The following is a 21,419-nucleotide window of genomic DNA, read 5'->3' as shown; positions in this document are numbered from 1 at the left end:
TCTCGCCCGCTTGATAGGCTGCGAGTCGCTCACCGCCAGGACCCCGAGGAACGCATGCAGACACACGGACAGCCCTTGCCGGGCGTGTCGTACGTCATGCCCGTGCTGAACGAGGTCACCGAGGTCCGTGCCGCCGTCGCCAGTCTGCTCGAGCAGGACTACGCCGGGCCGTTCGAGGTGGTGCTCGCGCTCGGGCCCTCGATCGACGGCACCAACGAGCTCGTCGCCGAGATGAGCGCGGCCGACCCGCGCATCCGTGCCGTCGAGAACGTCGTCGGGTCCACGCCCGCCGGGCTCAACGTCGCGATCCGGGCATCGACGCACCCCGTCGTGGTGCGGGTGGACGCCCACTCGGTCCTGCCGCCGGACTACACGCGCATCGCCGTCCGCACACTGCAGGAGTCCGGCGCCGACAACGTCGGCGGGATCATGCGCGCCGAGGGACGCAGCCCGTTCGAGAAGGCCGTCGCCCTGGCGTACGGCAGCCGCGTGGGTCTCGGTGGCACACCGCACCACGTCGGCGGCCAGGCGGGGCCGGCCGAGACCGCGTACCTCGGGGTGTTCCGTCGCGATCGGTTGTTCGCCGTCGGACTGTTCGACGAGGGGATCAAGCGCGGCCAGGACTGGGAGCTCAACCGGCGTCTGCGCTCGACCGGCGGCACGGTGTGGTTCACCCCCGAGCTGGTCGTGACGTACCGGCCCCGGCCCAGCCTGCGGCGTCTGGTCCGCCAGTTCGTCGCGACGGGGTTGTGGCGTGGTGAGCTCGCGCGCCGGTTCCCCGCGAACAACGGTCTGCGGTACTTCGTGCCGCCGGCGATGGTGGCGGGGCTCGGGCTGGGACTCGTCGCCGGGATCGTCGGTGTCGTCGGCGCGCTCGTCGGCAGCGGGGCCGCCTGGGCGATGCTCGGCTTCGTCGTCCCCGCCGTCTACCTGGTGTTCGTCGTCGTCGGTGGCCTGGTGGTCGCCCGACGCTCGGACCTGCCCACTCGCGCATGGCTGCTCGTCGTGCTGCCCTGCATCCACATCGGTTGGGGGGTCGGGTTCATCGTCGGGTTCCTGACACGGACCTCTGAGCTGACGACCCACACCGGACGGTGACGCCCTTGCCCGAGCCCCAGTACGAGTCGGCCCCAGACAGGCGCGGCTACTCCCACCCGTCGTCGATCGCCGAGCTGCGGGCGGTCGCCCAGCCCGACGAGGTCCGGTCGCGCGCGAACGCCGAGCACTGGACGGCGTCGCTGTACCTGCGCGACGTCTCGCCGTACCTGACGTGGGTGCTGCTGAAGACCCGGGTGAGCGCGAACCAGGTCACCGGCCTGATGATCCTGGTGGGGTGGTCGGTCGCCGCGGCGCTGCTGATCCCGGGGATCTGGGGTGCGGCCCTGGCACTCGTGCTGGGCCAGCTGCAGATGCTCGTCGACTGCTCGGACGGCGAGGTCGCCCGGTGGCGTGGCACGCGGTCGCCGGCCGGGGTGTTCCTGGACAAGGTCGGGCACTACACGACCGAGGGGCTGATCCCGATCGCGCTCGGCGTCCGTGCAGCGACGTGGCCGATCCACGGTGCGGACTGGATGTGGACCACGATCGGGTGTGCGCTCGGCCTGGTGATCGTGCTCAACAAGGCGCTCAACGACATGGTGCACGTGGCCCGGGCGAACTCGGGCCTCGAGAAGCTGGTCGACCGCCGCGATGCCTCGACGGCACCGTCCGGCCGTCGTCTGGCGTCGTTGCGGCGGGTTGCGCGCTTCCTGCCGTTCCACCGGCTGTACCACTCGGTCGAGCTGTCGATGCTGGCCTTCGTGTTCGCGGTGATCGGTCTGGTGGCCGGTCATCCGCTGGTCGACCGGGTCCTGGTCGGAGCGCTCCTGCCGCTGGCGGTCCTGGCGACGGCGGGGCACTTCGTGGCGATCATGGCGTCGAAGCGGGTGCGTGCGTGACGCCCGGTACGACGCGTCGGCACGCGGTGCCGCATCGTGACCACCCGCGGGTGGCCGTGGTGAGCCTGTCGCAGGGGACGCGTCCGGACGACCTGCGCCGGGGGCTCGAGAGCGTGCTCGCGCAACAGGGCGTCGAGCTCGACGTCGTGTGCGTCGGCAACGGCTGGGAACCGACCGGCCTGCCCGACGGCGTCCGGACCCTGGCGTTGCCCGAGAACGTGGGGATCCCCGCTGGTCGGAACGCCGGTGCCGACGTGGTCGACGGCGACTACGTGTTCTTCCTGGACGACGACGCGTCCGTGCCGTCCGAGACGTTCCTGCGGGACGCGATCGCACGCTTTGCCGCCGACCCGTCGCTCGGCTTGCTGCAGCCGCGGGTGGTCGACCCATCAGGCGCTGCCAACCCGTTGCGCTGGGTGCCGCGGATCCGCAAGGGCGACCCGGCCGAGTCGTCGGCGGTGTTCTCGGTGTGGGAGGGCGCCGTCGTCCTGCCGATGGACGTGTACCGCGCCGTGGGGGGCTGGGGAGCACCGTACTTCTACGCGCACGAGGGCATCGAGCTGGCCTGGCGCGTGTGGGACGCCGGACGTCGGGCCTGGTACGACGGCGACCTGGTCGCGCACCACCCGGCCATCGACCCCGCCCGGCACGCCGAGTACGTCCGGCTGAACGCCCGGAACCGAGTGTGGCTGGCACGCCGGAACCTGCCCGTGGCGCTGCGCCCCCTGTACGTCGGCTCGTGGGCCGCTATCCAGACCCTGCGGTGGTGGCGTCGTCCCCGGCAGCTGCGGGTGTGGTTCGCCGGTGTCCGCGAGGGCTGGACGTCCGACTGCGGCGCCGCGCGCACGATGGGGTGGCTGACGATCGGCCGGATGACCCTGGCCGGGCGCCCGCCCGTCGTCTGACCCAGACCGAACGAGAGAGATCCGAGCATGCCGAGCCTGCGCGACGCCCGAACGGCCCTGCGGCTGGTGCAGCGCCTGTTGACCGCACGTGGCAACCGGCGCGACCTGGCCCGGCGCCTGGCGACCGAGCGCCCGCTGGTGCCGGGCACCGTCGAGGTCGCCGTGTACTTCGCCGACGGCCCCGTGAACATGTACCAGGTGCGGCAGTGGTACGCGCCGCTGGCCGAGTTGGCACGGACCCACCCCGTCGCGATCATCTCGCGCAACCCCGGCACCATGCTGACCCTGCTCGACGAGGCCCCCGTGCCCGCGGTGTACGCCCGGCAGGTGGTCGACCTGGAGCGGTTCGTCGACGAGCAGGCGCCGAAGCTGGTGCTGTACGTCAACCAGAACGCCCGCAACTTCCAGATGATGCGGTACGGACGGATGTGGCACGTCTTCGTCAACCACGGCGAGAGCGACAAGATGTACATGACGACCAACCAGTTCAAGGCGTACGACTACGCCCTGATCGCCGGGGACGCCGCTCGTGACCGCCTGGCCGAGGCGCTGTGGGACTACGACCTGGACCGGCGGGCGATCGCCATCGGACGCCCCCAGGCGGACCACTTCGCCGGGGAGCCGCCGTACCCGTCCGACGACCGCACGGTGGTGCTGTACGCGCCGACGTGGGAGGGCGACCGCGCCGCCGCTGCCTACGGGTCGATCCAGAGCCACGGCACGACCATCGCGGAGCGCGTGCTGGCATCGCCCCGACACCGTCTGGTGTACCGGCCACACCCGCGCAGCGGCGTCACCGATGCCGGGTACCGCGCGGCGCACGAACGGATCGTCGCGGCCATCGCGGCCGCCAACGCTGCCGACGCGAGCGCCCACCACGTGTACGACGACGGGCCGGGCATGGGGTGGCAGCTCGCCGACGCCGACGTGGCGATCACCGACATCAGCGCGATGATCTACGACCGGCTGGCCGTCGGCAAGCCACTGATCGTCACCCGCCCGGCAGCCGCCGAGGCCGACGTCGACGAGCGCGGGTACCTGGCCGCCGCGAACTGGCTGCGGGCCGAGGACGCCGGCGACGTGATCGGCCGTGTGGACGCCGCGGCGCACGACGAGGCCGAGCTCGCGGAGCTGCGGCGCTGGGTCACGCGGTACTTCGGCGACACCACGCCCGGGGTGGCGACCGCGCGGTTCCATGCCGCGGTCGAGCGGCTGGTCGCACGCTGGCACGAGGTCGACCGTGCCCACGGCGGCCGCTGAGGGGCCCTGGTTCACGGCGCGAGCCCCGGGCCGACCAGGGACATCCGCCAGACGTACTCGGAGCGGTCCGGTCGGCGCCACCGGACGATGACCACGCCGGTCTCGTCCGGGGCGACGCCGAACACCGCGATCCCGATGCTGCGGCCCGGGTCGAGACGACGGACGACGAGGGGCGGGCAGTAGCCCGTTCCGAGGTGGGTGAGGCTCAGGCCGTCGACGGGCTCGTCCCCCATGTTGACGAGGTCGTACCGGTGCGGGGCCTGGCTGCGGTCGACGGCGAACGGGACACGGTAGGCGGTTGGTGCTGGGTGCATGGGGGACACGGTAGGGGGAGGGTCCGACGCTGGGGGCCGGGGATCCCTCGGTGGCGCGTGGCCTGTGGAGCGAGGTGCGGTGGGGCGGGTTGTGGAGGGGAGGGGAACCCGTCCGCGGGCTCAGACCGCGTAGTCGGCGGCGTACTGCGCGAGCGCCTGGTCGACGGTGCCGTCGAGCTGCAGCCGGCCCTTGTCGAGGTACAGGCCGCGGTCACAGAAGCGTCGGATGTCCTTGTCGCTGTGGGAGACGAAGAACAGAGTCCGTCCGCCGGCGAGCAGCTGCTCGATGCGCTTGTAGCACTTCTCGCGGAAGGCCTTGTCGCCGACCGCCAGGACCTCGTCGACCAGGATGACGGGTTCGTCGAGGCGGGAGATGACCGAGAAGGCGATGCGGACCTTCATGCCGCTCGACAGGTGCTTGTAGGGAGTGTCCACGAAGTCGCCGATCTCGGCGAAGTCGATGATCTCGTCGAAGTCGTCGCGGATCTCGGTCCGGGACATGCCGTGCAGGCCGGCCGTCAGGTAGACGTTGTCGCGCACCGTGAGGTCGCCGACGAACCCACCCGTGATCTCGATGAGCGGTGCGACGCCGGCCCCGACCCGGACACGACCCTCGTCCGGCAGCATCACCTGCGCCACGAGCTTGAGCAGGGTCGACTTGCCCTGCCCGTTGCGGCCGACGACACCGATCGCCTCGCCCGGACGCACGTCGAACGAGACGTGGCGCAGGGCCCAGAACTCGTCGCCGCGCTGCCGGCGGTTGCTCCCCGCGAACAGGTCCTTGAAGTTCCGCGCGGCCTTGCGGTTGCGCTTGAACCGGATGCCGGCGTCGGTGACCGAGATGACCGGCGCGACGGTCTTGGCCTCGTCAGGTGCCTGGGTCGAGGTCATCACAGCTCCTTGAGGACGCGGTGCTCGCTGCGACGGAACACCGCGAGACCGATGGCGACGACCACCGCGGTCGTGACCGCCGACGCCAGGACCTCGCTCCAGTCGAGCTGGCTGGGGAAGAACGCCGCGCGGTAGATGCCGAAGATGCCGGTGAGGGGGTTGATCGCCGCCAGGTCGTGCAGGACCCGGGGGAGCGCGTGCGTGCCGTAGATGATGGGCGAGGCGTAGAAGGCGAACCGGAGCAGCAGCTTCACCGCACGCTCGAGGTCGCGGAAGAACACAACGAGCGGGGCCACGATCAGGCCGATGCCGTAGACCAGCGCCGCCTGCAGCAGGATCGCGAGCGGCCAGAGGACGACCTGCCAGTGCAGGTGCGCACCCGTCGCGATGACGAACACCGCGAGCACGGGGATGCTCAGCAGGAACTCGATGCCCTTGGACGCGTCGATCCGGAGCACCCAGATGCTGCGGGGGATCGTCGTCGAGCGGATCAGCTTGGACTCGGAGATGAACGCGCGGGTGGAGTCGGACACGGCCCCCGTGAACCACATCCACGGCAGCAGCGCCGACAGCAGGAACACGATGTAGGGCTCTTCGCCCACGGACCCGCGGTGGAACACCTGCGTGAAGACGAACCAGTAGATCCCCGACATGACGAGGGGATCGAGGATCGACCACACGTAGCCGAGCGCCGAGGTGGAGTACCGGACGCGCAGGTCGCGCTTGGTGAGCAGCCAGAGCGCATGACGATAGCGCCGAGTCGCACTGCGGGCCGTTGCCGGGGCAACGACCGGCGGCGCGGTCGTCGCACTCGATGTCGTCATGGGGTCCTTCCGGCTGGGATCACCGAGAGGATGCCAGTCGCTCAGGCGAACAGGTTGTTCGCGCGCTCGAGGTCCTCGGCGAAGTCGATCTCGACCGCGTACAGGTCGGAGATGTCGATCGGCGTCCAGCGTAGACCGTCTTCAGCGATGGCTGCCTCGATGCCGCCCTCGAAGTACTCCTGGTCGTCGACCCGGCCGAGCTGGTGGATGAGCGCCTGCTTGTCGGCGGCGGAGACGTAGTTGATGCCCACCGCTTCGCCCAGACCGCCCACGACCTGCTTGGACAGCTTGTGGATGCAGCCTTCGGCGTCGACCGTGTACTTGACTTCTTCGTCGGACACCTTCTCGGTGTTGACGCTGACGAACGAGCGGTCCTGGTCCATCATGTCGGCCGCGCGGACGAGGGCCCGCGGGTCGAAGACGACGTCGCCGTTCATCCAGAGGACGCCGCCCTTGCCCGTGGCCTTGAGCGCACGGAGCAGGCTCTTCGAGGTGTTGGTGGAGTCGTAGGACTCGTTGTAGACGAAGGCGGCTTCGGGGAAGGCCTCGACGATGTACTCGGACTTGTAGCCGACGACGACCGTCACCTTGGCGCTCGAACCGAACGCGGCGCGGATGTTGTCGAACTGCTGCTGCATGATGGAGCGGCCGTCACTGAGTTCGGTGAGCGGCTTCGGCAGGCTGCGCCCGAGGCGGCTGCCCATCCCCGCTGCGAGGATGACGATCTGCGTGGTCATGCTGGTCCCTTCGGGTGTCTGCCCGCGCGCCGTTGGGCACAGGCAGGCCTTCTCGAGTGTGCTCCGGTCAGGTGCGAACGAGCCGTGAGCCGCGCCCGGCCGTCGTCGACGGGGCAGCGATCCGCGACCCCGCAGGCATCCGGGGCAGGTTTCCAAGTGGTGAACACTCCGTCGTGTCCTCGTGAATGATACGGAAAGTCCCCCCGTCGGGGTACGTCCTGAACGGGTTCGTAGTCATTTCGTGACCCTGGGGATCCGCCCACCCCGACGCGTCCGGCGCATTGGTACGGTGGGGCCGTGGCGGCTGCAGCAGGGGATGAGAACGACGTGTACGCGACGTCCGACGCGGCCTGGCTCACCGAGACGACCGAGTTCGACGGCGACGACGCCGTGGACGACGACAACGCAGACACGGGGGACAGGGATGCGGACGATCGCCCTGCACAGGACGGCATGACGGACGACACCGCGACGGACACCCGCGTCGCCGACGACGTCCGGACGGACGGCACGGGCGGCGCTGCACGCACCGGCACGGGCCCGGGTGCCGGGCAGCGCACCGGCAAGAAGGGCCGCGCGACACGCCCGCAGGGCGCCGCGGCGTCGAAGTCGGGCCGGACCGGCGTGGTGGACCGGACCGAGGGGCGGGCGGAGGGGGTCGACGCGACCGCCACCGAGCCTCCCGTCCGGAACGACGCAGCCGACGCGCCAGGCGCCGGGCAGACCGCGCCGGCCGCCGGGCAGACCGCGCCGGCGAAGAAGCGCGCACCGCGGCCGACCGCGACGAAACGCGCCACGGCCGCCGCTCCGGCACCGCAGCAGCCCGTGGTGCTCCGTGCTGCCGGCCTGGTCAAGCGGTACGGCAAGACGATCGCCGCGGACGAGGTCGACCTCGAGATCCGCCAGGGATCGATCTTCGGGGTCGTCGGACCCAACGGCGCGGGCAAGACCACGACACTGTCGATGCTCACCGGTCTGCTGCGTCCCGACGCCGGCACCGCGACCGTGCTCGACCACGACGTGTGGGCCGACCCGGCCGCGGCGAAACGGAGCATGGGCGTGCTGCCCGACCGGCTCCGTCTGTTCGACCGTCTGACCGGTGCGCAGCTGCTGTTCTACTCGGCGACGCTGCGCGGGCTCGACGGCAAGACCGCCCGAGCGCGGAGCGCCGACCTGGCCGAGGCCTTCGGGCTCGGCGACGCACTCGGTCGTCAGGTCGCCGACTACTCCGTCGGGATGGCGAAGAAGATCGCCCTGGCCGCGACCCTCATCCACTCCCCGCGCGTGCTCGTGCTCGACGAGCCGTTCGAGTCGGTCGACCCGGTCAGCTCGGCGACGATCGTCGAGATCCTGCGCCGCTACACCCAGGGCGGCGGCACCGTCGTCCTGTCGAGCCACTCGATGGAACTCGTCCAGCGCACGTGCGACTCGGTCGCCGTGATCGTCGGCGGCAAGGTGCTCGCGTCGGGCACCATGGCGCAGGTGCGTGGCCGGAAGAGCCTCGAGGACAAGTTCGTCGAGCTCGCGGGTGGCCGCGTCGTCGCAGAGAGCATGGAATGGTTGCACAGCTTCTCCGGCTGAGGGCCGACCTGCTGGCGGGCGAGGTCCGGGGGAGTGCGCGTCGCTCGGTCCTGGTCGTCGTCGGCAGCCTCGCCGGACTCGCCGCCGCCGTGCTCGTCGCCATGGCGGTCACCGCCCTGCGCACGGCCGACCCCGAGGTCGCCCGGACCGTCGTCGTGCCCGTCGGCACGCTGGTGATGGTCGGGTTCACGATCATCCCGCTCGCCGTCGGCGGCGCGGACCAGTTCGACCCGCGACGGTTCGCCGTGTTCGGCGTCACCCGACGCGACCTGGCCGTGGGACTCGGCGTGGCCGGACTGGTCGGCGTGCCGATCGTGTCCGTGGCGATCGTCGCGGTCGCCCAGTCCGTGACCTGGATGCGGGACGCCGGCAGCGGGGTCCTCGGGGTCGTCGCAGCCGTGCTCGTCGTCGCGACCGCCGCCCTGCTGGTGCGGGTCGGGTGTGCACTGGGAGCGTGGCTCTTCGGCGGGCACCGTCCGACACGCGACGCCGGCTGGTTGGTGACGCTCGTGGTCGTGGTCCTGGCGATCCCGACCGTGTCGCTGCTGCTGCGCGTCGACTGGGTCGACCCGCGCAGCACCGAACTCGACCGGATCGCCGACATCGCCGGGTGGACCCCGTGGGGAGCCGCGTGGGCCGTGCCCGCTGCGGCCGCCGTCGGCGACACCGGCGGAGCCGTCGTCGAGCTCCTGATCGCGCTGGCGGTCCTCGGCCTGCTGGCCTGGGCCTGGTGGGCGCTCGTCGGGCACCTGCTCGTCACGGTCGACGACCGTGCGTCGGTCCGGAGCTACCGGACCCTGGGGTGGTTCGACCGGCTCGGGGCGACCCCGGTCGGTGCCGTCGCCGCCCGTGCGTTGACCTACTGGGGCCGTGACCCGCGGTACCGCACCTCGTACCTGATCCTGCTCTTCGTGCCGATCGTCGTCGTGCCGCTCGGCGTCGCCGGCATGCCCTGGCACTGGACCGCGCTCATCCCGCTGCCGCTGATGGCCGTCATCGCGGGGTTCCTGCCGCACAACGACGTCGCGTACGACAACACCGCGGTGTGGTTGCACGTGGCTTCGGGGGCACCCGGCTGGAGCGACCGGCTGGGCCGGCTGACGCCCGTGATCGTCGTCGGGGTGCCGGTGATCGTCGCGGGCAGCGGGGTGTCCGCCTGGCTCTTCGGCGACGCCGCGGCCTTCCCGGTGCTGATCGGCGTGTGCGTCGGGGCGCTGTTCGCGGGCCTCGGGATCTCGAGTGTCGTGTCCGTGGCACTGCCCTACCCGACGGTGCGACCGGGCGACCGGGCGTTCCAGCAGCCGCAGGCCGCCGGCGTGGTGTCGACCGTGTCGCAGTCGGTCACGATCATCGGGATCCTGGTGTTCTCGGTCCCCGCGGGGTGGCTCGCGGTGCTGGCCTTCGCGGACAGTGCGGCGACGTGGGCGATGCTGACGTTGCTCGTCGGTGCCGGCGTCGGCGTCGTGGTGCTCGGGCTCGGTGTCGTGGTGGGCGGCAAGCTGTTCGACCGGCACGGCCCGGACCTGCTCGCAGCGGCGCAGCGCAACTGACGCCGCGGAGCAGCGGCGCAGCGCAACTGACCGCGGACGGACGTACCCTGGTCCCATGAGCATGACGGAACCCGGTGGCGGCGGACTCGACGTGATGGACCGCGAGCTCGAGAAGCTCCTCGAGGAAGAGGCGATCGAGCCCGGCGACCACGAGCGCTTCTCGCACTACGTCAAGAAGGACAAGATCCTGCAGTCGGCCCTGAGCGGCAAGCCCGTCAAGGCCCTGTGCGGCAAGAAGTGGATCCCGGGCCGCGACCCGGAGAAGTTCCCGGTCTGCCCGGACTGCAAGGCCATCTACGAGAAGATGCAGGCCGAGTAGCTCACACGATCAGCGTCGGGATCGCGGGGTCGCCCCGACCGATCCGTGCCGCGTCGACCGGCAGCTCGGCCTTGGCGTTGGCGTGGTGTGCCCGCGCCGCCTCGACCCCGTGACTGCCGAGGAACGCCGGGTCGACCTCGCCGTGGGTCACGACGGGCACGAGCAGCGGACGCTCGTCCGGACCGGCGGACGTGCCCGGGGTGCGGACGACCTCGGCCGTCGCGATGCCGTTGCGCAGGCGCCGCCCGGCCTCCTTGCGCCCGCCGATCGACGCCTTGTCGGCGGACTTCTTGGCCACGGACACCCATTCGCCGGCCGGCGACTGATGCGCGACGAGCTTGAAGACCATCCCGGCAGCGGGGTGCCCGGACCCGGACACGACCGAGGTCCCGACGCCGTACGAGTCGACCGGGGCGGCACGGAGCGCGGCGATCGTGTACTCGTCCAGGTCGTTCGTGACGGTGATCTTCGTGCTCGTCGCGCCGAGCCGGTCGAGCTGCGCGCGGACCGACGCCACGACGGACGGCAGGTCGCCGCTGTCGATGCGGACGGCACCCAACCGACCGGATGTCAGCCGGACCGCGGTGTCGACGGCCGCCTCGATGTCGTAGGTGTCGACGAGCAGCGTCGTGCCGTCACCGAGGGCGTCGAGCTGGGAGCGGAACGCCGCTTCTTCCGAGTCGTGCAGCAGGGTGAACGCGTGCGCGGCGGTGCCCATCGTCGGGATGCCCCACGTGCGGCCGGCCTCGAGGTTGCTCGTCGCGTTGAACCCGGCGATGTACGCAGCGCGGGCCGCGGCGACCGCGTTCCACTCGCCGGTGCGCCGAGAGCCCATCTCGGCGATCGGGCGGTGGTCGGCGGCGGACACCATGCGCGCTGCTGCCGAGGCGATCGCCGAGTCGGCGTTGAAGACCGACAGGGCCAGGGTCTCGAGCAGGACGGCCTCGGCGAACGTGCCCTCGATCTGCAGCACGGGGGAGTTCGGGAAGAACACCTCGCCCTCGCGGTACGCCCGGACGTCCCCGGTGAAGCGGTACCCGGCCAGCCAGTCCGCGGTACCGGCATCCACGACACCGCGGTCGCGCAGGAACCCGATCTCGTCGTCGCCGAACCGGAAGTCCCCGAGTGCGGTGAGGAACCGCCCGAGGCCGGCCGCCACGCCGTAGCGACGCCCGTCCGGTAGCCGTCGCGCGAAGACCTCGAACACGCAGCGCCGGTCGGCGGTGCCGTCCTTCAGGGCCGCATCGACCATGGTGAGTTCGTACTGGTCCGTCAGGAGCGCGCTGGTCACCCCATCGACACTAGTCAGGACCTGCGGCTGGAGGCCCGGGTGGCGTCCGGCACGTCGGCCCGCGTCGGTACGCTGGTGCCGTGACGGATGCACCGATCGGAGTCTTCGACAGCGGCGTCGGTGGCCTGACGGTCGCCCGGGCCATCATCGACCAGCTCCCGCGCGAGAGCATCCGCTACGTCGGCGACACGCTGCACTCGCCCTACGGCCCGAAGCCCATCGCGGACGTCCGCCGGTACGCCCTGCAGGTGATGGACGACCTGGTCGACCAGGGCGTCAAGGCCCTGGTCATCGCGTGCAACACGGCGTCGTCCGCGGTCCTGCGCGACGCCCGCGAACGGTACGAGCAGGCGTACGGCATCCCCGTCGTCGAGGTCATCCAGCCCGCGGCCCGCGCGGCCGTCAAACAGACCAGGACCGGTCGGGTCGGCGTGATCGGCACGGTCGGCACCATCGCCTCGCGGTCGTACGAGGACGCCTTCGCCGTGGCGGCTGACGTCACCCTGACGCTGGCGGCCTGCCCGCGCTTCGTCGAGTTCGTCGAGGCCGGGGACACGTCGTCGCCGGAGCTCCGCCGGGTCGCGGCCGGGTACCTCGAGCCGATCCGTGCGGCGGACGTCGACACGCTGGTGCTCGGCTGCACGCACTACCCGTTGATGTCCGCGGCGATCCAGTACGTCATGGGTCCCGACGTCACACTGGTGTCGAGCGCCGAGGAGACCGCCAGCGACGTCTACCGTCGCCTGGTCGAGCACGGGCTCGAGCGCACCACCACCGAACCCCCCACCTACGCGTTCGAGGCCACCGGCGCCGACGAGACCGGGTTCCTCCGGCTCGCCCGCCGGTTCCTCGGCCCCGAGATCGTCCGTGTCGGTCACCTCGAGACCGGCGCGATCACCCTGCCCCACCCCGGAAGGACACCATGACCCGCATCGACGGCCGTCAGACCACCGAGCACCGCCCCGTCACGATCGAACGCGGCTGGAGCGCCCAGGCCGAGGGCAGCGCGCTCATCTCGTTCGGCAACACGAAGGTGCTGTGCACCGCGTCGTTCACGAACGGCGTCCCGCGCTGGATGGCCGGCAAGGGCTCGGGCTGGGTCACCGCCGAGTACTCGATGCTGCCGCGCTCCACCAACGAGCGGATGCAGCGCGAGTCCATCAAGGGCAAGGTCGGCGGGCGCACGCACGAGATCTCCCGCCTGATCGGGCGCTCGCTGCGTGCCGTCGTCGACATGAAGGGCCTGGGCGAGAACACCCTGGTGCTGGACTGCGACGTGCTGCAGGCCGACGGTGGCACCCGCACGGCGTCGATCACGGGCGCCTACGTCGCGATGGTCGACGCGATCGAGTGGGGCCGCGACAAGGGCTTCATCGCGAAGAAGGCGACGCCGCTCACCGACAGCGTGCAGGCCGTCTCGGTCGGCATCGTCAAGGGCGAGCCGATGCTCGACCTGGCGTACACCGAGGACTCGGCGGCCGACACCGACATGAACATCGTCACGACCGGCTCCGGCAAGTTCATCGAGGTGCAGGGCACCGCCGAGCACGCGCCGTTCGACCGCGACGAGCTGAACGTGCTGCTCGACCTGGGCCTGGCGGGCAACGCGTCGCTCGCGGCGATCCAGAAGACCGCACTGGGACTCGCGTGACCAGCCGCTCGGTGGTGCTGGCCACCCACAACCAGGGCAAGGTGGTCGAGCTGCGCGAGATCCTGGGCGGGGCACTCGGCGACGGTGTCGCGCTGCAGGCCTACGACGGCCCCGAGCCGGTCGAGGACGGCGACACCTACGCCGCGAACGCGCTGATCAAGGCCCGCGCGGCCGTGGCCCACACCGGGTTGCCGGCCCTGGCGGACGACTCCGGCATCGCGGTCGACGCGCTCGGTGGCGCGCCGGGCATCCACTCGGCGCGGTACGCCGGCACCCGGGTGGACGCGGACAACATCGATCTGCTGCTGCAGAACCTGCAGGGCGTCGTGGAACGGACCGCGGCGTTCGTCTGTGCGGCCGCGTTCGTGACACCCGACGGGGTCGAGCACGTGGTCGAGGCGGTGTGGAACGGCGAGGTGCTGACCGAGCGCCGCGGTGACGGCGGACACGGGTACGACCCGGTGTTCCAGCCGGACGACGCGGACCGGTCGTCGGCCGAGCTCACCCGTGCCGAGAAGAACGCCCTGAGCCACCGGGCCAAGGCCTTCCGGGGCATCGCACCGATCGTGCGGGAGTGGTTCGCCACCACGGCGGGCTGACCCGACCGGGGGCACGCGTCAGTCGACGGTGGGCTGGCCGTGCTCCTGCTGGTCCTTCTTCGCCTTGCGCGCATTGCGGATGTAGGTCAGCGCCATGGGCACGACCGTCACGACGACCGCGGCGAGCAGGATGACGTCGATGTACTCGCGGACGATGTGGGCGACGAACGGGATGTAGCCCAGGAAGTAGCCGAGGAACGTGACGCCGAGACCCCAGATGAGCGCGCCGATGGCGTTGAACAGCGAGTACTTCTTGTAGTCCATCCGGCCGACGCCGGCGGCGATCGGCAGGAACGTGCGGACGACCGGCACGAAGCGGGCCAGGATCACCGCGAGCGGGCCGAATCGGTGGAAGAACGCGTTGGTCCGGTCGACGTTGGCCTTGGAGAACAGACCGCTCTCGCGGCGCTCGAAGATCGGCGGACCGGCCTTCTTGCCGATGTAGTAGCCGAGTTCGCCACCCAGGAACGCGGCGGCGGCGATCATCAGCGCGGCGACCCAGATCGGGATGCCGCCGATGGCGCCACCGCGGTCGAAGGCGAACAGGCCGGTGATCACGAGCAGGCTGTCACCGGGGAAGATGAACCCGATCAGCAGACCGGTCTCGGCGAAGATGATGGCGCACACGACGAGCACGGCGACGGCCCCGAAGTGGTCGAGGATGTACTGCGGATCCAGCCAGGGGATCAGGGCGAGTGCGACGGAGTGCATGCTTCTTCCGGTCGTGCTGGTGCGGAGGCAGGAGGCCTCCTGCAGGACGAGGGTACCGTGCAGCCCTCCGGGGTCCGTCCGCCGGGGTGATGAGATGTGCGTCGGGCCGTCACCGGTGCGGAAGGAGGGACTCGAACCCTCACGCCTGGGGCACAGGAACCTAAATCCTGCGTGTCTACCGATTCCACCACTCCCGCGAGCACCGACAGCGTACCCGGCCACGTCGGAGCCGGACCCGCGGGGCGGCGGTGACTCGGGCCTCCCGTCCGACGTGCCGGGCAGGTGCGCGCGTCAGCGCAGCTGGCGGGGCAGGTACCGCGGCACGTACCGCAGCAGCAGTCCCGCGCCGACCAGGCCCAGTACGCCCATCACGCCGCTGGCGACGGCGATCGAGGCGACGGCCGTGATGCCCGATATGACGAGCGGAGCGGCTGCCTGCCCGAAGTCGCCCGTGAAGCGCCACGCACCCAGGAACGGCGCCGGGGCGTCGCGGGGTGCCAGGTCGGCGCCGAGGGTCATCAGGATGCCCGACCCCACGCCGTTCGCCAGCGACATCCCGATCGCGATGCCGACGAACCAGCCGACGCGGGAGTCGAGGTGGCCGCTCCACGCCAGCAGGAAGTAGCTGACGCTCAGGCCGAGCATGCACGGCAGGGCGCTGGCGAGCCGCCCCCAGCGGTCCATGATCTGCCCGCTCGTGTAGAAGAGCGCGAAGTCGACCGCCCCGGCGATGCCGATCACCAGGGCCGCGGTGGCGTCGTCGAGTCCGACGCCGACGGCCCAGAGCGGCAGGATGACCTGGCGCCCGGCCCGCATCGCGCCGATGAGCGCGGCCCCGCTGCCCATCCGGAACAGCACCCGGTGGTGCTGCCGCAGCGTCCGGAACAGGCCGTGCGACTCCTGCTGCACCAGGATCGCGCCGGTGTCCGTCGCGTCACCGGCCGGGGTGGCGCCGTCCGGACGGGAGGCCCGGCTCGGCCACCGCAGTCCGCGCACGCCCGTCGCGGGGTCGCGGATGACCAGCAGCGTCACCGCCGCTGCCAGGCAGCACACGATGTGGATCCAGAAGGCGCTCTGCGTGGTGCCGGTCAGGTGGACCACCCCGGCGGCGAGGAACGGGCCGACGAAGTAGCCGAAGCGGAAGACGCCGCCCAGGCTGGACAGCGCGCGGGCCCGGATCTGGATCGGGATCGCGGTGGTCATGTACGCGTGCCGCGCGAGCGCGAACACCGCGGTCGAGATCCCCACCAGGAAGACGCCGACCGCCAGCACGACGGGGTTCGGGGCGACCGTGCACACGACCAGCCCGACGATCGACACCAGGGCCGCGCCGATCATCGCGTTGCGCTCGCCGATCCGGGCGACCACGACCCCGGACGGCACGTCGCCGATGAGCTCGCCGACCAGGATGAGCGACGCGACGAAGCCCGCGATGGCCAGCGTCGCACCGAGCGAGGTCGCCGCGATCGGGATGATCGGGATGATCGCGCCCTCGCCGATGGCGAACAGCGCGGCGGGCAGGAAGCCGGACAGCAGGACGCCGCGGAAGTCGAAGGCGTCGTGGCTGCTGGTGGTCATCGCCCGACCAACGCTACGCCCGGCGCGGGAGTTACCCTGGACACATGCGAGTTCTGGCGGCGATGAGCGGTGGTGTCGACTCGGCGGTGGCCGCGGCCCGGGCGGTGGACGCCGGACACGACGTGGTCGGGGTGCACCTGGCGCTGAGCCGGATGCCGGGCACGCTCCGCACCGGCAGCCGCGGGTGCTGCACCATCGAGGACTCGATGGACGCACAGCGCGCCGCGTCGGCACTCGGCATCCCGTACTACGTGTGGGACTTCTCGGCCCGGTTCAAGGAGGACGTGGTCGACGACTTCGTGGCGGAGTACCAGGCCGGTCGCACCCCGAACCCCTGCATGCGCTGCAACGAGCGGATCAAGTTCGCCGCGCTGCTCGAGAAGGCCCTGGCGCTCGGCTTCGACGCCGTCTGCACCGGCCACTACGCCTCGATCGTCACCGTGGCCGACGGCTCCCGCGAACTGCACCGGTCGGCCGCGTGGGCGAAGGACCAGTCGTACGTGCTGGGCGTGCTCACCGCCGAGCAGCTGCAGCACGCGATGTTCCCGCTCGGCGCCACCCCGTCCAAGGACGAGGTCCGCGCCGAGGCCGCCGCGCGCGGGCTGACCGTGGCGCAGAAGCCCGACTCCTACGACATCTGCTTCATCCCGGACGGCGACACCCGCGGCTGGCTGGCCGACCGCGTCGGGACCGCCCCGGGCGACGTGGTCGAGCGTGACGGCACCGTGGTCGGCTCGCACGAGGGCGCCGCCGGGTACACGGTCGGGCAGCGCCGCGGCCTGGCACTCGGCCGTCCGGCGCCGGACGGCAAGCCGCGCTTCGTGCTCGAGATCCGTCCCAAGGACAACACCGTGGTCGTCGGCCCGAAGGAAGCGCTCGCCGTCACGTCGATGTCGGGCGGGCGGTTCACCTGGGCCGGCGCCACTCCGGCCGACCCCACGACGCCGTTCCGGTGCGACGTGCAGATCCGCGCGCACGCCGACCCGGTGCCCGCGACCGCCCGGGTGGACGACGGGCTGCTGGTGATCGACGTCGACGAGCCGTTGCACGGTGTGGCGCCCGGCCAGACGGCCGTGGTCTACGTCGGCACCCGCGTGCTCGGGCAGTGCACGATCGACACGACGGTCAGTGCGGTGCCGGTCGACGCCTGACGTCTGGCTGTGGCGGTCGGGGGTTCGCGGTAGAACTGTCGGTATGAGCGAGACCGACGCCACGTTCGAGACCATCGACCCCGCCGAGCTCGACGCAGCCCAGGCGGCGCGCGAGGTCGACCGGTTGCGTGCGCGCGCGAACGAACTCCGCGACGACTACTACGAGGGCAACGGCTCGCCCGTGTCGGACGCCGACTACGACGCCATGATGCACCGGCTCGACGCGATCGAGCAGCGGTTCCCCGAGCTCCTGACCGCCGACAGCCCCACGCAGACGGTCGGCGGCCGTGCCGAGACGACGCAGTTCGCCCCCGTCGAGCACGCCGAACGCATGCTCAGTCTCGACAACGTCTTCTCGCCGGACGAACTGACCGACTGGGCCGTCAAGGTGCAGCGGGACGCCGGAGCCGAGCGCGTCCGGTTCCTGACCGAGCTGAAGATCGACGGGCTCGCGATCAACCTGCGCTACGAGCACGGGCGCCTGGTCACGGCGGCGACCCGCGGCGACGGCGTCGTGGGCGAGGACGTCACCGGCAACGTCCGGACGATGGGCACCATCCCGGACCGGCTGGCCGGCTCCGGGCACCCACCCCTGGTCGAGGTCCGCGGTGAGATCTTCTTCCCCGTCGAGCAGTTCGACGAGCTGAACGCCCGGCAGCGCGACGCGGGTGAGCGCGTCTTCGCGAACCCCCGCAACGCCGCCGCCGGGTCCCTCCGGCAGAAGGAATCCGGCAAGTCGCCCGCCAAGCGCGAGCTCATGGTCGACCGGCTGCAGCGCCTGCGCATGCTCGTGCACGGCATCGGCGCGTGGCCCGTGCGCGAGCTCGAGCGCGACACCGAGGTGCGCTCGCAGTCCGAGGTCTACGAGCTGCTGCACACCTGGGGCCTGCCCACGGGGACGCACCACCGCGTGTTCGACTCCATCGACGAGGTGCTGGGCTTCGTCAGGGACTACGGCGACCGGCGTGCATCGGTGGAGCACCAGATCGACGGCATCGTCATCAAGGTCGACGACCTGGGCCTGCACGAGGAGCTCGGCTCGACGTCCAGGGCCCCGCGGTGGGCGATCGCCTACAAGTACCCGCCAGAAGAGGTGCACACGACGCTGCTCGACATCGTGGTGAGCGTCGGCCGGACCGGGCGGGCGACACCCTTCGCGGTGATGGCCCCGGCCGAGGTGGCGGGCTCGGTCGTGCGCCAGGCGACGCTGCACAACCAGCAGGTCGTCAAGGCCAAGGGCGTCCTGATCGGCGACACCGTCGTGCTGCGCAAGGCGGGTGACGTCATCCCCGAGGTCCTCGGCCCGGTCGTCGAGCTGCGTGACGGCTCCGAGCGCGAGTTCGTGATGCCGACCGAGTGCCCCGAGTGCGGCACCCCGTTGGCCCCGGCGAAGGACGGCGACATCGACCTGCGCTGCCCGAACGCCAGGAGCTGCCCGGCGCAGGTGCGTGGACGGGTCGAGCACATCGCTTCGCGCGGGTCGCTCGACATCGAGGGGCTCGGCGAGGTCGCCGCCTCGGCCCTGACGCAGCCGCTCCACCCCGAGGTGCCCCCACTCGACACCGAAGCGGGGCTGTTCGACCTGACGATGCAGGACATCGTCCCGATCGAGGTCATCGTCCGCGACGCCGAGACCGGCATGCAGAAGACCGACGAGGACGGCACCCCCAAGCGCGTCACCCCGTTCAGCCGTGCCCGCAAGAAGACCGATCCGCCCTTCGACCCGGACGCCCGTGGCGCGGACTACACCGGCGAACCGAGCCGGTACCCGTCCAAGAACGCGTTCGAGATGCTCGCCAACATCGACGCGGCCAAGACGTCGCCGCTGTGGCGCATCCTGGTCGGTCTGAGCATCCGCCACGTCGGGCCGGTTGCCGCCCGGGCCCTGGCGAACCACTTCGGGTCGCTCGACGCGATCCGGTCGGCGTCGCGCGACGACCTGGCTGCGGTCGACGGCGTCGGTGGGATCATCGCCGACGCGCTGCTCGACTGGTTCGAGGTCGACTGGCACCGTGAGGTCATCGACCGCTGGACGGCTGCCGGCGTGCAGTTCGCCACGCCCGGCCACCCCGGCCCGGGTGCCGCCACGACCGAGGACGGCGTCCTGAGCGGCGTCACCGTCGTCGCCACCGGCTCGCTCGAGGGGTACACGCGTGAAGGGGCCCTCGAAGCGATCATCGCAGCCGGGGGCAAGGCCGCGTCGAGCGTCAGCAAGAAGACCGACTTCGTGGCCGCCGGGCCGGGCGCTGGTTCCAAGCTGACGAAGGCCGAGCAACTGGGCCTGCGGATCATCGACGCCGAGCAGTTCCGCCTGCTGGTGACCGAGGGGCCGGGCGCGCTGGGCGAACCGGAGCCGGCCGAGCAGCCCGGAGAGCCCGAGCAGACAGACCCGGAGCAGTCGGCTGGCGACTGACACCGGCGGACAGGGCGACGATCTGTCCGCAGAACGCGGCATTCGCCGTCGTGTCCCCAGTACGGGGGCCAAGTTGCATCGGGCACGACCGGATCGGGCCGGTCCTCCGTAAACTCGACGGAGCATCACCTGTCGTCTTCAGGGAGTCGACAGGCAGGCCTTCCCGGGGGAGACCGGTTTGCTGCTCCTCGCCGCTGCTCTGCTCACAGTCTCGATGCACTCCCTCGGAGTGGTCGAGTCGTCCGTCCTGCCCGGCGACACGTCGTCCGCCGTCGTGCACGTGCCGGACACCGACCGGTCGGACACCCCGGCCCGGTCCGACGACCGGGCGAGCCTGGACCGACTGCGTGCGGCGCGCGGCCGGGGTCTGCTCGACGCGCTGGTCGCGGCGACACCCGCGCAGCTGTCGGCCGCCGACCAGGACAGCCGCGTCGTCGCCACCGCGATGGACGAGCCGCCGAGCGCCGCGGTCGTCGCCGCGTGGTGGTCCGGGCTCGACGGCCGGACGCAGACCCGGCTCGCGCGGACCGCACCCGTGGTCGTCGGCTGCCTCGACGGCGTTCCCGTCGCGGTGCGCGACCACGCGAACCGGACGGTGCTGGCGGCGGGGCTCGCCGACCCGCGGACCGACGCGTCGCAGCGGGCGATGCTCGGACAGGTCCGCGACGCCCTGCACCGCGCACCGGGAGCGCCACCGAAGTCGCTCGTCACGCTCGACACCCGCGGCGCCGGTCGCGCAGCCATCGCGATCGGCGACCTGACGACCGCGGCCGACGTCACGGTGCTGGTGCCGGGGATGTTCTTCACCGTCACCGGGCAGATGGACGACTTCACCGCCACCGCGGGGGACCTGTACGACGAACAGGCGACGCTCGCGCCCGTCGCGGCCCCGGCGTCCGGCACCGGCGTGGCCGTGCTGGCGTGGTTGGGGTACCGCACGCCGGACCTGTCGAACGTGCTGTCCCTCGGGCTGGCGGACACGGGGGCGAGCCGACTGGAGCGGACGGTCGAGGGCATCCGGACACTCCGCGACGGCGACCAGCCGCGACTGGGGATCGTCGCCCACTCGTACGGGTCGACGACGGCGCTGATGGCGCTGGCGTCGGGACGGATGAGCGCGGACAGCCTGACCGTGCTCGGGTCGCCGGGCAGTGACGTCCGGCGCGCATCGGAGCTGTCCGTCGCCGCCGGCCAGGTGTACGTCGGCGGTGCCCACCTGGACCCGGTTGCCGGCTCCGGCTACTTCGGCACGGACCCGGCGGCGTCGTCGTTCGGCGCGACGGTGCTCGACCTGGCCGGTGGGACGGTCCCCCGCGCGGACGGGGACGTGTTCCGGCGCCCGGTCGGCCACAACGACTACCTCAAGCCGGGGACGGCGTCCCTGCACGACGTCGCACTCATCGCCGTCGGCCGTGGCGACCTGGTGCGGGACGCGCTGCACCACCACGGCGGTGACGACGGCGGCGACGTGCAGCCCTCGCTCGACCTGTACCTGGTGCGCCCGCAGGACCTGCAGCCCCGCGACTGAGCCCGGTGACCCGGTCGTCCCGGCCACCGCGGGGTGGACGTGACCGGATCGTGACCGTGGCGGCGGGACGGGCGCGATCCGCGCCTCCAGGCTGTCTGCCGGTCCCGCGACGCGGTGTCCGTGAACGAACCTGAGGACCGGTGCAGCTTGCGCGACGCTCGGAGCAGTCCCGACCCAGC

The 21,419-nt window shown here is 71.6% G+C and carries 20 protein-coding genes and 1 tRNA gene; 13 read left to right on the top strand and 8 right to left on the bottom strand.

The annotated features are described in order from the left end of the window. Positions 1 to 54 precede the first annotated feature (54 nt). From ACLBWP_RS12670 to ACLBWP_RS12655, 4 genes are read left to right on the top strand one after another with little or no spacing between them, the layout of a single operon-like run. Complete coding sequence (locus ACLBWP_RS12670) at positions 55 to 1,098, top strand: glycosyltransferase family 2 protein (RefSeq protein ID WP_243561296.1); 1,044 nt, start codon at positions 55 to 57, stop codon at positions 1,096 to 1,098. 5 nt (positions 1,099 to 1,103) lie between these two features. Further along, a complete protein-coding gene (locus ACLBWP_RS12665) occupies positions 1,104 to 1,937 on the top strand; it encodes a CDP-alcohol phosphatidyltransferase family protein (RefSeq protein WP_243561295.1) in 834 nt (277 codons plus the stop codon). 56 nt (positions 1,938 to 1,993) lie between these two features. Further along, positions 1,994 to 2,842, top strand: a complete 849-nt coding sequence (locus tag ACLBWP_RS12660) for a glycosyltransferase family 2 protein (RefSeq protein ID WP_374202498.1) — start codon at positions 1,994 to 1,996, stop codon at positions 2,840 to 2,842. Positions 2,843 to 2,869: 27 nt separating this feature from the next. Then, the gene (locus ACLBWP_RS12655) at positions 2,870 to 4,102 is read left to right on the top strand and encodes a CDP-glycerol glycerophosphotransferase family protein (RefSeq protein WP_447655439.1); all 1,233 of its coding nucleotides are present in this window, start codon (positions 2,870 to 2,872) and stop codon (positions 4,100 to 4,102) included. Between the two features lie 11 nt (positions 4,103 to 4,113). On the opposite strand, the gene ACLBWP_RS12650 is transcribed toward ACLBWP_RS12655, so the two are convergent. The 4 genes from ACLBWP_RS12650 to ACLBWP_RS12635 all read right to left on the bottom strand — a co-directional run bounded on the left by ACLBWP_RS12650 (position 4,114) and on the right by ACLBWP_RS12635 (position 6,868). Further along, positions 4,114 to 4,416, bottom strand: coding sequence for a hypothetical protein (locus ACLBWP_RS12650; protein WP_243561292.1), 303 nt, complete (start codon positions 4,414 to 4,416; stop codon positions 4,114 to 4,116). A gap of 120 nt (positions 4,417 to 4,536) precedes the next feature. Continuing rightward, a complete protein-coding gene (locus ACLBWP_RS12645; RefSeq protein WP_447655438.1) occupies positions 4,537 to 5,307 on the bottom strand; it encodes an ABC transporter ATP-binding protein in 771 nt (256 codons plus the stop codon). Then, the gene (locus tag ACLBWP_RS12640; RefSeq protein ID WP_447655437.1) at positions 5,307 to 6,131 is read right to left on the bottom strand and encodes an ABC transporter permease; all 825 of its coding nucleotides are present in this window, start codon (positions 6,129 to 6,131) and stop codon (positions 5,307 to 5,309) included. Before ACLBWP_RS12640 ends, ACLBWP_RS12645 begins: the two co-directional genes overlap by 1 nt. A gap of 41 nt (positions 6,132 to 6,172) precedes the next feature. Further along, positions 6,173 to 6,868 carry a phosphocholine cytidylyltransferase family protein gene (locus ACLBWP_RS12635; RefSeq protein WP_243561289.1) on the bottom strand — a complete coding sequence of 232 codons (696 nt, stop codon included), beginning with the start codon at positions 6,866 to 6,868 and terminating at the stop codon, positions 6,173 to 6,175. A gap of 297 nt (positions 6,869 to 7,165) precedes the next feature. Between ACLBWP_RS12635 and ACLBWP_RS12630 the strand changes: the two genes are divergently transcribed. Genes ACLBWP_RS12630 through ACLBWP_RS12620 form a run of 3 tightly spaced genes read left to right on the top strand, consistent with a single transcriptional unit; the run spans position 7,166 to position 10,318 of the window. After that, entirely contained in the window at positions 7,166 to 8,449 is a 1,284-nt protein-coding gene (locus ACLBWP_RS12630) for an ABC transporter ATP-binding protein (protein WP_447655436.1), read from the top strand. Continuing rightward, entirely contained in the window at positions 8,425 to 9,999 is a 1,575-nt protein-coding gene (locus ACLBWP_RS12625; RefSeq protein ID WP_447655435.1) for an ABC transporter permease, read from the top strand. Before ACLBWP_RS12630 ends, ACLBWP_RS12625 begins: the two co-directional genes overlap by 25 nt. 55 nt (positions 10,000 to 10,054) lie before the next feature. Continuing rightward, complete coding sequence (locus tag ACLBWP_RS12620) at positions 10,055 to 10,318, top strand: DUF3039 domain-containing protein (protein WP_243561287.1); 264 nt, start codon at positions 10,055 to 10,057, stop codon at positions 10,316 to 10,318. A gap of 1 nt (position 10,319) precedes the next feature. Here ACLBWP_RS12620 and ACLBWP_RS12615 read toward each other — a convergent pair whose 3' ends face one another. Next, the gene (locus ACLBWP_RS12615; RefSeq protein ID WP_447655630.1) at positions 10,320 to 11,570 is read right to left on the bottom strand and encodes a nicotinate phosphoribosyltransferase; all 1,251 of its coding nucleotides are present in this window, start codon (positions 11,568 to 11,570) and stop codon (positions 10,320 to 10,322) included. A gap of 119 nt (positions 11,571 to 11,689) precedes the next feature. Here ACLBWP_RS12615 and murI point away from each other — a divergent pair, with 119 nt between their 5' ends. The 3 genes from murI to rdgB are packed head-to-tail and all read left to right on the top strand — an operon-like array spanning position 11,690 to position 13,859. Then, entirely contained in the window at positions 11,690 to 12,535 is an 846-nt protein-coding gene (murI, locus tag ACLBWP_RS12610) for a glutamate racemase (protein WP_447655434.1), read from the top strand. Further along, positions 12,532 to 13,260: a ribonuclease PH gene (rph, locus tag ACLBWP_RS12605; protein WP_243561285.1), complete on the top strand. Its 729-nt coding sequence runs from the start codon at positions 12,532 to 12,534 to the stop codon at positions 13,258 to 13,260. The genes murI and rph overlap by 4 nt, the downstream gene beginning before the upstream one ends. Next, a complete protein-coding gene (gene rdgB / locus ACLBWP_RS12600; protein WP_243561284.1) occupies positions 13,257 to 13,859 on the top strand; it encodes an RdgB/HAM1 family non-canonical purine NTP pyrophosphatase in 603 nt (200 codons plus the stop codon). Before rph ends, rdgB begins: the two co-directional genes overlap by 4 nt. An 18-nt stretch (positions 13,860 to 13,877) precedes the next feature. Here the strand turns inward: rdgB and ACLBWP_RS12595 are convergent, their stop codons facing one another. The 3 genes from ACLBWP_RS12595 to ACLBWP_RS12585 all read right to left on the bottom strand — a co-directional run bounded on the left by ACLBWP_RS12595 (position 13,878) and on the right by ACLBWP_RS12585 (position 16,148). Beyond that, the gene (locus ACLBWP_RS12595; RefSeq protein WP_243561283.1) at positions 13,878 to 14,570 is read right to left on the bottom strand and encodes a DedA family protein; all 693 of its coding nucleotides are present in this window, start codon (positions 14,568 to 14,570) and stop codon (positions 13,878 to 13,880) included. Between the two features lie 116 nt (positions 14,571 to 14,686). Continuing rightward, positions 14,687 to 14,767: transfer RNA gene (locus ACLBWP_RS12590), tRNA-Leu, on the bottom strand. A 94-nt stretch (positions 14,768 to 14,861) separates the two neighbouring features. Further along, positions 14,862 to 16,148 (bottom strand): MFS transporter, encoded by a 1,287-nt coding sequence (locus ACLBWP_RS12585; protein WP_447655433.1) that lies wholly within the window; start codon positions 16,146 to 16,148, stop codon positions 14,862 to 14,864. Between the two features lie 44 nt (positions 16,149 to 16,192). Between ACLBWP_RS12585 and mnmA the strand changes: the two genes are divergently transcribed. The 3 genes from mnmA (at position 16,193) to ACLBWP_RS12570 (ending at position 21,240) form a co-directional block, all read left to right on the top strand. Next, positions 16,193 to 17,299, top strand: a complete 1,107-nt coding sequence (gene mnmA, locus ACLBWP_RS12580; RefSeq protein WP_447655432.1) for a tRNA 2-thiouridine(34) synthase MnmA — start codon at positions 16,193 to 16,195, stop codon at positions 17,297 to 17,299. Positions 17,300 to 17,342: 43 nt separating this feature from the next. Next, positions 17,343 to 19,712, top strand: coding sequence for an NAD-dependent DNA ligase LigA (ligA, locus tag ACLBWP_RS12575; protein ID WP_447655431.1), 2,370 nt, complete (start codon positions 17,343 to 17,345; stop codon positions 19,710 to 19,712). A gap of 214 nt (positions 19,713 to 19,926) precedes the next feature. Next, positions 19,927 to 21,240, top strand: a complete 1,314-nt coding sequence (locus ACLBWP_RS12570) for an alpha/beta hydrolase (RefSeq protein WP_447655430.1) — start codon at positions 19,927 to 19,929, stop codon at positions 21,238 to 21,240. Positions 21,241 to 21,419: the final 179 nt, after the last annotated feature.

Source organism: Microbacterium sp. M1A1_1b (assembly GCF_053345565.1).
Note: the sequence above shows the minus strand (reverse complement) of the source record. Positions and strands in the feature narration are given on the sequence as shown.

Bases quoted from the DNA above. Each gene is read 5' to 3' on its own strand.
- ACLBWP_RS12670 (WP_243561296.1), top strand. From the start codon at position 55: ATGCAGACACACGGACAGCCCTTGCCGGGCGTGTCGTACGTCATGCCC.
- ACLBWP_RS12655 (WP_447655439.1), top strand. From the start codon at position 2,870: ATGCCGAGCCTGCGCGACGCCCGAACGGCCCTGCGGCTGGTGCAGCGC.
- ACLBWP_RS12650 (WP_243561292.1), bottom strand. From the start codon at position 4,416: ATGCACCCAGCACCAACCGCCTACCGTGTCCCGTTCGCCGTCGACCGC.
- ACLBWP_RS12645 (WP_447655438.1), bottom strand. From the start codon at position 5,307: ATGACCTCGACCCAGGCACCTGACGAGGCCAAGACCGTCGCGCCGGTC.
- ACLBWP_RS12640 (WP_447655437.1), bottom strand. From the start codon at position 6,131: ATGACGACATCGAGTGCGACGACCGCGCCGCCGGTCGTTGCCCCGGCA.
- ACLBWP_RS12635 (WP_243561289.1), bottom strand. From the start codon at position 6,868: ATGACCACGCAGATCGTCATCCTCGCAGCGGGGATGGGCAGCCGCCTC.
- ACLBWP_RS12625 (WP_447655435.1), top strand. From the start codon at position 8,425: ATGGTTGCACAGCTTCTCCGGCTGAGGGCCGACCTGCTGGCGGGCGAG.
- ACLBWP_RS12620 (WP_243561287.1), top strand. From the start codon at position 10,055: ATGAGCATGACGGAACCCGGTGGCGGCGGACTCGACGTGATGGACCGC.
- ACLBWP_RS12615 (WP_447655630.1), bottom strand. From the start codon at position 11,570: ATGGTCGATGCGGCCCTGAAGGACGGCACCGCCGACCGGCGCTGCGTG.
- rph (WP_243561285.1), top strand. From the start codon at position 12,532: ATGACCCGCATCGACGGCCGTCAGACCACCGAGCACCGCCCCGTCACG.
- ACLBWP_RS12595 (WP_243561283.1), bottom strand. From the start codon at position 14,570: ATGCACTCCGTCGCACTCGCCCTGATCCCCTGGCTGGATCCGCAGTAC.
- ACLBWP_RS12585 (WP_447655433.1), bottom strand. From the start codon at position 16,148: ATGACCACCAGCAGCCACGACGCCTTCGACTTCCGCGGCGTCCTGCTG.
- mnmA (WP_447655432.1), top strand. From the start codon at position 16,193: ATGCGAGTTCTGGCGGCGATGAGCGGTGGTGTCGACTCGGCGGTGGCC.
- ligA (WP_447655431.1), top strand. From the start codon at position 17,343: ATGAGCGAGACCGACGCCACGTTCGAGACCATCGACCCCGCCGAGCTC.
- ACLBWP_RS12570 (WP_447655430.1), top strand. From the start codon at position 19,927: ATGCACTCCCTCGGAGTGGTCGAGTCGTCCGTCCTGCCCGGCGACACG.